General features: G+C 72.0%; 7 protein-coding genes and 1 pseudogene. 6 read left to right on the forward strand and 2 right to left on the reverse strand.

Features of this window, described 5'->3' with window-relative positions; translation table 11 throughout:
• Window positions 1-118 precede the first annotated feature (118 nt).
• Window positions 119-400, reverse strand: a complete 282-nt coding sequence (locus ACTWQJ_RS39720; RefSeq protein WP_224735582.1) for an HPr family phosphocarrier protein — start codon at window positions 398-400, stop codon at window positions 119-121.
• A gap of 179 nt (window positions 401-579) precedes the next feature.
• Here ACTWQJ_RS39720 and ACTWQJ_RS39725 point away from each other — a divergent pair, with 179 nt between their 5' ends.
• From ACTWQJ_RS39725 to ACTWQJ_RS39740, 4 genes are read left to right on the forward strand one after another with little or no spacing between them, the layout of a single operon-like run.
• Window positions 580-3,549, forward strand: coding sequence for a bifunctional acetate--CoA ligase family protein/GNAT family N-acetyltransferase (locus tag ACTWQJ_RS39725; protein WP_443311300.1), 2,970 nt, complete (start codon window positions 580-582; stop codon window positions 3,547-3,549).
• A 50-nt stretch (window positions 3,550-3,599) separates the two neighbouring features.
• Window positions 3,600-4,196: a DUF5998 family protein gene (locus ACTWQJ_RS39730; protein ID WP_385516327.1), complete on the forward strand. Its 597-nt coding sequence runs from the start codon at window positions 3,600-3,602 to the stop codon at window positions 4,194-4,196.
• Window positions 4,196-5,395, forward strand: coding sequence for an alkaline phosphatase family protein (locus tag ACTWQJ_RS39735; RefSeq protein ID WP_443311301.1), 1,200 nt, complete (start codon window positions 4,196-4,198; stop codon window positions 5,393-5,395). The genes ACTWQJ_RS39730 and ACTWQJ_RS39735 overlap by 1 nt, the downstream gene beginning before the upstream one ends.
• A 43-nt stretch (window positions 5,396-5,438) precedes the next feature.
• Window positions 5,439-6,086: a thymidine kinase gene (locus ACTWQJ_RS39740; RefSeq protein WP_443311302.1), complete on the forward strand. Its 648-nt coding sequence runs from the start codon at window positions 5,439-5,441 to the stop codon at window positions 6,084-6,086.
• Window positions 6,087-6,102: 16 nt separating this feature from the next.
• Here ACTWQJ_RS39740 and ACTWQJ_RS39745 read toward each other — a convergent pair whose 3' ends face one another.
• Window positions 6,103-6,906 (reverse strand): VOC family protein, encoded by an 804-nt coding sequence (locus tag ACTWQJ_RS39745; RefSeq protein WP_443311303.1) that lies wholly within the window; start codon window positions 6,904-6,906, stop codon window positions 6,103-6,105.
• A 300-nt stretch (window positions 6,907-7,206) separates the two neighbouring features.
• On the opposite strand from ACTWQJ_RS39745, the gene ACTWQJ_RS39750 reads away from it, so the two are divergent.
• Both ACTWQJ_RS39750 and ACTWQJ_RS39755 read left to right on the forward strand, forming a co-directional pair.
• Window positions 7,207-8,058, forward strand: a complete 852-nt coding sequence (locus ACTWQJ_RS39750; protein ID WP_443311304.1) for a sulfurtransferase — start codon at window positions 7,207-7,209, stop codon at window positions 8,056-8,058.
• 234 nt (window positions 8,059-8,292) lie between these two features.
• A pseudogene (locus ACTWQJ_RS39755) lies at window positions 8,293-8,764 on the forward strand (IS982 family transposase); the annotation flags it as partial.

Below are 8,764 nucleotides of genomic sequence, written 5' to 3' on the forward strand. Positions count from 1 at the left end.
CACCCGCCGTGTAAACACGTGATGCCGCTGCGGGAAACGTATGAGCCCGCTGCCGGAAATGGCGAAGCCGCACCACCCGGTAAGGGCGACGCGGCTTCACTGACCGCTGTGCGGGCGGTCAGACGGTCTCGGGCAGCTCCTCGAGGCCCTCGGAGACCAGCTTGGCCAGGCGGTCGAGGGCCGCGTCGGCGCCGTCGGCGTCGGAGGCCAGGACGATCTCCTCGCCGCCCTCGGCGCCCAGGCTGAGAACGGCCAGCATGGAGGCCGCGTTGACGGGGTTGCCCCCGGCCTTGGCGATCGTCACCGGGACGCCTGCGGCCGTGGCGGCTCGGACGAAGATGGAGGCGGGGCGGGCGTGGAGGCCCTCGGCCCAGCCGACGTTGACGCGGCGCTCAGCCATGTGATGCTGCCCTTCAGGTGTTCAGGGTTGTCTAGACCAGTTTCCCATATCGTGAAGCATGCCCGGAGCGGTCCTTCGTCCCGTCCGGAGGTGGCGTCGGACCGCGGCCTCGGTCCGACTCCCGTCCTTGCACAGACTGCCTCGCGCCGTTGTCGTACGCGAGCCGTACTCTGGGGCGCATGCAGAGCTCGTCGGAGCGGCACGAGTACCCCGCCCACTGGGAAGCCGACGTGGTGCTGCGCGACGGCGGCACCGCGCGCATCCGCCCCATCACCGTTGATGACGCCGAGCGCCTGGTCAGCTTCTACGAGCAGGTCTCGGACGAGTCGAAGTACTACCGCTTCTTCGCGCCCTACCCGCGCCTGTCCGCCAAGGACGTCCACCGCTTCACGCACCACGACTTTGTGGACCGGGTGGGACTCGCGGCCACCATCGGCGGCGAGTTCATCGCCACCGTACGCTATGACCGCATCGGCGCCGACGGCCTGCCCGCCTCCGCGCCTGCCGACGAGGCCGAGGTCGCCTTCCTGGTGCAGGACGCCCACCAGGGCCGCGGTGTCGCCTCGGCTCTCCTCGAACACATCGCCGCCGTCGCCCGTGAGCGCGGCATCCGCCGCTTCGCCGCCGAGGTGCTGCCCGCCAACAGCAAGATGATCAAGGTGTTCACGGACGCCGGATACACCCAGAAGCGCAGCTTCGAGGACGGCGTCGTACGCCTGGAGTTCGACCTGGAACCCACGGACCGTTCGCTCGCCGTGCAGCGCGCGCGTGAGCAGCGCGCCGAGGCACGGTCGGTACGGCGGCTGCTGGCGCCCGGCTCCATCGCCGTAGTCGGCACGGGCCGCGCGCCCGGCGGCGTGGGCCGCAGCGTCCTCGGCAACATCCGGGAAGCCGGCTTCACCGGCAGTCTGTACGCCGTGAACAGGGCCCTGCCCGAGGGCATCAAGGAACTCGACGGGGTGCCGGCGTACCGCTCGGTGCGCGACATCGACGGGCCTGTCGACCTCGCCGTCGTTGCCGTCCCCGCGGAGTACGTGCCCGAGGTGGTCACCGAGTGCGGCGAGCACGGAGTGCAGGGCCTCGTCGTGATCTCCGCCGGCTACGCCGAGAGCGGCCCCGACGGACGGGATCGCCAGCGTGCGCTCGTGCGGCACGCGCGCGCGTACGGCATGCGGATCATCGGGCCGAACGCCTTCGGGATCATCAACACCTCCCCGGACGTCCGCCTCAACGCCTCCCTGGCCCCCGAGATGCCGCGTCCCGGACGGATCGGGCTCTTCGCGCAGTCCGGGGCCATCGGCATCGCACTGCTGTCCCGGCTGCACCGGCGCGGCGGCGGAGTCACCGGGGTCACGGGTGTGTCGACGTTCGTCTCGTCCGGCAACCGGGCGGACGTGTCCGGCAACGACGTACTCCAGTACTGGTACGACGATCCGGACACCGACGTCGTCCTGATGTACCTGGAGTCCATCGGCAACCCGCGCAAGTTCACCCGCCTCGCGCGACGGACGGCGGCGGCGAAGCCGCTCGTCGTGGTGCAGGGCGCGCGCCACGGAGGTGCCGCGCCGCAGGGCCACGCCGTACGGGCGACGCGGCTGCCGCACGCCACCGTGTCCGAGCTGCTGCGGCAGGCCGGCGTGATCCGGGTGGACACGATCACCGAGCTGGTCGACGCGGGGCTGCTGCTGGCGCGGCAGCCACTGCCGGCGGGGCCGCGGGTGGCGATCCTGGGGAACTCCGAGTCGCTGGGGCTGCTGACGTACGACGCCTGTCTGTCCGAGGGGTTGCGGCCGCATCCTCCGCTGGACCTCACGACGGGGGCTTCGGCGGAGGACTTCCAGGCGGCGTTGTCGCGGGCGTTGGCGGACGACACGTGCGACTCCGTCGTGGTGACCGCGATACCGGCGATCGGGGAGGCGTCGGTGGGGGATGCGGCGTTGGCGGAGGCGTTGCGGTCGGCGGCGGCTGCGGCTCCTTCCAAGCCGGTGCTGGTGGTGCATGTGGAGCTCGGGGGGCTGGCGGAGGCGTTGTCGGCTGCGGCCAGTACTGCGCCACAGGCCTCTTCCAGTGGTCCCAGCGTTGCTGCTGGGCGGGGGTGGGTCGCGCGGCCCGGCGCTGACAGGGTGCCTCCCCCCGAGGGGGGACCCCCAGCGCCCACCCTCCCCCACTCTCGACTTCTCCCCCACGCTCGGCTTCGCTCGCGCGGGGGGACCCCCATCGCCCTGGGGATCCCCCCAGGCCCTTCAGGCACTGGGGGAGGCACGACTGCCCGCGGCTGGGCGGGGACGGGACACATCCCCGCCTACCCCGCCGCCGAACGCGCCGTCCGTGCACTCGCCGAAGCCGTCAAGTACGCGCAGTGGCGGCGGGACGCCGCCGAGCCCGGGAAGGTGCCCGAGTACGAGGACATCGACGAGAAGGGCGCCGCCGAGCTGATCGGCGGGCTGCTCGCGCGCGGGCAGGGGCTCACGCTCGGTACGGAGGAGACGTGCGAGCTGCTCGGGAAGTACGGGATCAGCGTCCACCGCGCCCTGCCCGCCCCCACCCGCGACGCCGCAGCAGCAGCCGCCCGCACCCTCGGCTACCCCGTGGCCCTCAAGGCCACCGCCCCGCACCTGCGTCACCGCGCGGACCTCGGCGGCGTACGCCTGGATCTGGCGGACGAGGAGCAACTGCGACGGGCGTACACCGAGTTGACGGAGCTGTTCGGGACGCCCGAGGGGCTGCGGCCGGTGGTACAACGGATGGCCCCGCGCGGCGTGGACACGGTCGTACGGACGGTGATCGATCCGGCGGCCGGAGCGGTGCTCTCCTTCGGGCTGGCCGGGGCGGCCTCCCAGCTGCTCGGCGACACGGCGCACCGCCTGATCCCGGTCACCGACCGCGAGGCGACCTCGCTGATCCGTTCGATCCGTACGGCACCGCTGCTGTTCGGCTGGCGGGGTTCGACGCCCGTCGACACCCCCGCCCTGGAGGAGCTGCTGCTGCGCGTGTCCCGGCTGGTCGACGACCATCCCGAGGTGGTCGCGGTCACCTTGGAGCCGGTCGTCGTCGCCCCGCACGGTCTGAGCGTGCTCGGCGCCTCCGTACGCCTGGCCCCGCCCCCTGCCCGGGACGACCTCGGCCCGCGGACGCTCCCGGTGTACTGAGGGGCCGGGGGTGACCGAGCGGTGCCTCGCAGTCAGTGGGTCCCCGTAGGATGGGCCTCATGGCCAAGACCAGTACGACGACCCAGGGGCTGCGAGCGGCGATCGAGCGCAGCGGCTACTACCCGGCCCTCGTGGCCGAGGCGGTGGAGGCCGCCGTGGGCGGCGAGCCCATCCGGTCGTACCTGGTCCACCAGGAGACGACGTTCGACCAGAACGAGGTGCGGCGGCACGTGACCGTGCTGGTCCTCACCGACAACCGCTTCATCGTCAGCCACACCGACGAGCAGGCCGCGGACAGCACCTCCCCGACGCCGTACGCCACGACGTCGACGGAGTCGGTGAAGCTGGGCCGGATCTCGTCGGTGGTCGTCAGCCGCGTCGTCGCCAACCCGGAGTCGTACGCACCGGGCACGCTGCCGCGCGAGGTCGTGCTGACCATCGGCTGGGGCGCGGTCTCCCGCATCGACCTGGAGCCCGCCGCCTGCGGCGACCCCAACTGCGAGGCCGACCACGGCTACACGGGCAGTTCGACGGCGGACGACCTCAGCCTGCGCGTCAGCGAGGCCGGGGACGGACCGGAGACGGTGCGCCAGGCGCTCGCCTTCGCGCAGGCCGTCTCCGAGGCGACCGCGGACCTCGACCGCTGATGGCGCAGCCCGCCGCCTGGGAGGACCACCCGGAGCCCCTCGCCGTCGACTCCGCCCCCCGGCCCGAGTACGGCACAGGCTCGCTCGCCGACCTGCTGCCGACGCTGGCCGCGGGCATGGGCGTGCCGGGCATGACCGCCACGATCACCGACCTGACCCCTGCCGACCGGGTCTGCGTGTTCCTGATCGACGGCCTCGGCTGGGAGCAGCTCGGGGCGCACCCGGACGAGGCCCCCTTCATGACCTCGCTCCTCGCCACCTCCCGTGGCGGTACGGGCCGTCCCCTCACTGCCGGATACCCCGCGACGACCGCGACGTCCCTCGCCTCGGTCGGCACCGGCCTGCCCCCGAGCGCACACGGCCTGCCCGGCTACACCGTGCGCAACCCGGCCACCGGCGAGCTGATGAACCAGCTGCGCTGGCAGCCGTGGACCGAGCCGCGCGCCTGGCAGCCGTATCCCACGATCTTCGACCTGGCCCAGAAAGCGGGTGTGCACGCCGCGCAGGTCTCGTCCCCCGCCTTCCAGAGCACCCCGCTGACCAAGGTCGCGCTCAGTGGCGGAACGTTCCACGGGCGGCTGACCGGCGAGGAGCGCATGGACCTCGCCGCGGAGCAACTCGCCGCCGGGGACCGGAGCCTGGTCTACACGTACTACGCCGAACTCGACGGCGCCGGTCACCGTTTCGGTGTCGCCTCCGACACCTGGCGCGGCCAGCTCATGTACGTCGACCGGCTGGTGCAGCGGCTGGCCGAGCAGCTCCCGCAGCGCAGCGCGCTCTATGTCACCGCCGACCACGGCATGATCGACGTGCCCTTCGACGATCAGCACCGCATCGACTTCGACGAGGACTGGGAACTGCGTGCCGGGGTGGCCCTGCTGGGCGGCGAGGGCCGCGCGCGGCACGTGTACGCGCTGCCGGGTGCCGAGAACGACGTGCTGACCTGCTGGCGTGAGGTGCTCGGCGAGCAGTTCTGGGTGGCCTCGCGGGACGAGGCGATCGCCACGGGTTGGTTCGGGCCACCCGGCGCATGCGACGACCGCGTGTACGCACGCATCGGCGACGTGGTCGCGGCCGCCCGCGAAGACGTGCTGATCATCGCCTCCGAGCGGGAGCCGAAGGAGTCGTCGATGGTCGGCAACCACGGCTCGATGACCCCCGCCGAGCAGCTGGTCCCGCTGCTCGAAGTACGCTCCTGACACCCCCTGCCCCGTCGTTTCGCCGAAAGGTGCTCAACTCCCCATGCCCGAGCTGGTCTTCTTCTCCGGAACGATGGACTGCGGGAAGTCGACGCTGGCTCTCCAGATCGAGCACAACCGCTCCGCGCGCGGGCTGCAGGGCATGATCTTCACCCGCGACGACCGGGCCGGCGAGGGCAAACTGTCCTCGCGCCTCGGCCTGGTGACCGACGCGGTGGAGGTCGTCGACGGCATGGACCTGTACGCGTACCTCGTCGACCGCCTCTCGCAGGGCGGCCGCGCCGACTACGTCATCGCGGACGAGGCGCAGTTCCTGGTGCCGGAGCAGATCGACCAACTGGCGCGCGTGGTCGACGATCTGGGCCTGGACGTCTACGCCTTCGGCATCACGACCGACTTCCGTACGAAGCTCTTCCCCGGCTCCCAGCGCCTGGTGGAGCTGGCCGACCGGGTCGAGGTACTCCAGGTCGAGGCCCTGTGCTGGTGCGGCGCCCGCGCCACGCACAACGCCCGCACGATCGGCGGTGAGATGGTCGTCGAGGGCGCCCAGGTGGTCGTCGGGGACGTCAACCAGGCGGACACCATCGGGTACGAGGTGCTGTGCCGGCGTCATCACCGGCGCCGTATGACCGCCGCGACGGCCCGCGCGGCCGCGCTGTCGCCCGATGTGCTGCCGGTGTCGCCGGCCTGAGTCGTCCGCTTCCGCCTCAGCGCCCGCTCTGGATCAGCGAGAATCTCGCGCCCTCCGGGTCGGCCACCGTGGCCACGCGCCCGTGCGCGCTGTCGTGCGCCGGTTTGAGGACATGCCCGCCGAGATCGACGAGCCGGTCGACCGCCGTGTCCATGTCGGCGACCTCGAAGTACGTCAGCCAGTGCGGACCCCGGTCGCGGGGAAGGGAGTTGCCCACGCCGTGGATGCCGGCGACCGGGCGGCCGTCGAGGTGCAGGGTGAGGTAGTCGTAGTCGGCGGAGACGACCGGTTCCTTGTCGTAACCGAACACCGTCTTGTAGAACTTGGCGACGCTCTCGGACTCGAACGTGCGCAGTTCGTGCCAGGCCGGGGTGCCCGGCACACCGGCGATGCCGGTGCCGCGGTGCGCAGCCGCCTGCCACACGCCGAAGACGGCACCCGAGGGGTCCGAACAGATGGCGAGGCGCCCGGCCTCCTCCGCGTCGAGCGGACCCACGCCGAGGGTGCCGCCGCACAGCCGTACCGTCTCGGCCGTCTGATCCACGTCGTCGGAGGCGAAGTAGGGGGTCCAGGCGATCGGCAGGTGCCGGTCCGGAGGAAGCCGGCCGATGCCCGCCACCTCGCGGCCGTCGAGCAGCGCCCGCACATAGGGACCGAGCCGCTGGGGGCCGGGACGGAACTCCCAGCCGAACAGCGATCCGTAGAACTCCTGGGTCGCTGCCACCCCGTGCACCATCAGACTCACCCAACAGGGCGTGCCGGGCGTGTACCGGGCGTGTGCTTCGCCGTTCCCGTCGGCCGACCCCCGTGCCTCGGTCATCGTCACCCTCTCCTCGGCCCCTCGCGGTGGCCGTGTCGCCTGCGCTCTCCGGACCCCGGTGCCGATGCTCGCACCGCCCTCGGTGTCGCGCGCTCCGGGCGCGCCGCCGCATCCCGGCCTGCCCGTGCCCGGAGGATGCCCGATCTGCGGTTTCTCGCCTTGTCCAGGCGATTGCTCCCGGGTGTCGATCGGCTGTACAGCATGTGCCCGATCCCGTACGCCTTGTGATCGGACCTGTCCGGCCGAGCAGAGTAGTCGGACATGGACGATGCGGCCACCCTGTAGGCGAGGATGGTGGCCATGAACGCCATCATTTCCGCATCCGAACTCGCGGGCGCCCTGGCGGGCGCGAACCCGCCCGTGCTGCTGGACGTCCGCTGGCAGTTGAGCGTGGCCAAGGCGGCCGGTGAGCCGCCGTTCGACGGGCGGGCCGAGTACCAGGCCGGGCACATCCCCGGCGCGGTCTTCGTCGACCTCGACCGGGAACTGGCGGGGGCGCCGGGCGAGCGGGGCCGGCATCCGCTGCCCGACCTGGCCGGGTTCGGCGCCGCGATGCGCCGGGCGGGTGTGTCGTCCGGGCGGCCGGTCGTCGTGTACGACGGTGGGCAGGGCTGGGCTGCGGCCCGGGCCTGGTGGCTGCTGGGGTGGACGGGGCATCCGGACGTGCGGGTGCTCGACGGGGGACTGCCCGCATGGGAAGGTCCGCTGTCGGTGGAGGAGCCGACGCCCGAGGAAGGCGATTTCCAGCCGGTGCCCGGCCCTGAGGGGTTCCTCGACGCGGATGCGGCTGCCGCGCTGGCCCGCTCCGGTGTGTTGTTCGACGCGCGAGCGGCGGAGCGGTACCGCGGGGATGTGGAGCCGATCGACCGGGTGGGCGGGCATATTCCGGGGGCGGTGTCGGCGCCTACGACCGAGAACGTGGGGGCGGACGGGCGGTTCCTGCCTGCACAGGAACTGCGGGCGCGCTTCGGTGCGCTGGGGGCGCACGACGGTGCGAAGGTCGGCGTGTACTGCGGCTCGGGTGTTTCCGGGGCGCATGAGGTACTGGCGTTGGCGGTCGCGGGGATTCCGGCGGCGCTGTACGTGGGGTCGTGGTCGGAGTGGTCGTCGGATCCGTCGCGGCCGGTTGCGGTGGGGCCGGAGTCGCAGTAGCGGGCGTTGCGGCTGGGTGGGGGGTGGGTGCGCTCGCCCTGCGCTGGCGGGGTGCCGCTGCGCCCACCCGTGCCGCCCTGGGGGTCCCCCAGGCCCTTAAGGCACTGGGGAAGGCACGATTGCCCGCAGCTACGTCCGGTACAGCAGCTGCGGCCACCTGTGCCGTCCTAGACGAATGAGTCCGATGTCGGGGCTGGTGCGCGAGCTTGAAGAGAGAGCGCTCAAGATCATGTTGTGACGCAAGACCTGAACACCCTCTTGACCGCGCTGTACGTGAAGATCGACGACGAGATCGGAGGGACCTGGTGGATGGGACGGCCGCCGCTGCTGACCGACTCCGAGCTCGTCTGCCTTGCCGTGGCGCAAGCCCTGCTCGGCTACCGCTCTGAGGCGCGCTGGCTGCGCTTCGCCCGCAAGCACCTGACCGGGATGTTCCCCTACCTCCCTCAACAGTCGGGCTACAACAAGCGGCTGCGAGCGGCGCTGCCCCTGGTCAAGCGGATGATTCGGGAGCTGGCCATGGACAGCGACCTCTGGTTCGACAACCACTGGATCGTCGACTCCACGCCAGTGCCGTGCGGGATGTCCCGCCCGACGGTCCAACGTTCGGACCTCGCCGGGTGGGCCGGGTACGGCTACTGCGCCTCCCACTCGCGGTTCTTCTGGGGCCTGCGCCTCTATCTGGTCTGCACCCCGACCGGCATGC

It is taken from the genome of Streptomyces sp. KR55 (assembly GCF_052245645.1).
Taxonomy (GTDB): domain Bacteria; phylum Actinomycetota; class Actinomycetes; order Streptomycetales; family Streptomycetaceae; genus Streptomyces; species Streptomyces flavusporus.